The following is a 1,360-nucleotide window of genomic DNA, read 5'->3' on the forward strand; positions in this document are numbered from 1 at the left end:
GGTGGCCGCTTTACGTCCATCACCGACACGATGACGAACCCAGCAACCGCGCTACACCACTATGCGGGACTCAACTTTTCCACGCCAAGTCAATTTGGGTGTTGATACCGCTCTACATACTTTCATGGGTCGTCCTGTTAGCGGTCGGCGCCGTCACCATGAGCAGAATGGCTGCGAGGTCTGGCGATACGCCAGCCAGCAAGTCAGAGCGGAGCGATGCGACCACAGCCTGATTCGCAACTGGCTTTAGCTACACGCCAGGGGACTGGGGTTTAGTGGATTTGGTCGGCGAGAGTGTTTACGAGTGTCGTGTTGAGGAATTTGGTAGCGGCCGGTCCCCCTGTTTGCAGCGCGGTGATGGTGGCTGGGTCGTCGATGATGACGAGCACTCCGGAGTAGGCGCTGAAAATGACAGGCAGACCGTGGAATCCGCCGCCGCCGGCATCCTTGTCGGTGCGGGCCACGATCACGACATCGGTGGATGTCACTAGGTAGGCAGGGTTTCGGGTGAGATCGACCGGCGTGTCGGGTGGGGCGCCGGTGTTGCGGTCGTAGTGGGTGTTGTAGGCGAACCCGATGCCTTCCAAGTAGCTGGTGGGAGGGGATTCGCGCGCGGCCACGGTGCCCGCGGTGTCGGAGTAGTTGACCACCGTGATGGTTTTGCCGGTAAACGCCGGGTGGTCGGATCTGATTTTGGTTTGCTGTGCAGAGGCGGTGTCGATCAGCGTTTTGGCGGTGGCGTCGCGGCCGAGGGCTTTGGCGATCCAGCTCAGCTGCGTCTGCCATGTCCAGGGTTGTGCCGAGTCGTCGGGGGTGCGGGTCAGCGTCGGCGCGATAGCGGACAACTTGTCGTAGGTTGCCTTATCGACGTCACCGGTGTCGATGATCAGATCGGGTTTAGCCGCCGCCACCGCGACTGGGTCCGGTATCGCGAGCACCGGGGGTGATGAGTGCACCATGTCTTGCAGCCAACTCGGGAGCTTGCCTGCTAAACCACCGATCGCGACGGGTTGCACCCCCAACGACAGCACCGCGTCCGGATCTCCGGGGCCTAGTGCCGCAATGGACTGCGGCCGGTGGTCGAGCTGAACGGTCCCGTACTTGCCGTCAAGCGATTGAGCCTGATACGGCGGCAATTCGGCGCCTCGATGGCCCAGCAGCGATACCGTCAATACTGCGGCGACTGCCACAATCGCAACCAGACTTAGTGCGCCCAGGATCAGCGCCCGGCGGCGGCGACCGCGGCGCCGACCGGTCTGTGTGACCGGCGGTGGCGAGGGCGGAAGCGTAGGGCCGCGAAGCTGGGGGTCGAAGAACCGCGGTGGTGGCGGCGGCCCGGGGGCGCGAGCGGGTGTAGAAC

Annotated in this window: 1 protein-coding gene; it reads right to left on the reverse strand. The window is 63.5% G+C overall.

Going from position 1 to position 1,360, the window contains the following annotated elements; genetic code table 11:
- Positions 1–272: 272 nt before the first annotated feature.
- Positions 273–1,360: ABC transporter substrate-binding protein (locus AWC14_RS13590; RefSeq protein ID WP_158089906.1), on the reverse strand; the 1,088-nt coding region annotated here is incomplete at its 5' end.

The sequence above is a fragment of the Mycobacterium kyorinense genome, from assembly GCF_002101735.1.
GTDB lineage: Bacteria > Actinomycetota > Actinomycetes > Mycobacteriales > Mycobacteriaceae > Mycobacterium > Mycobacterium kyorinense.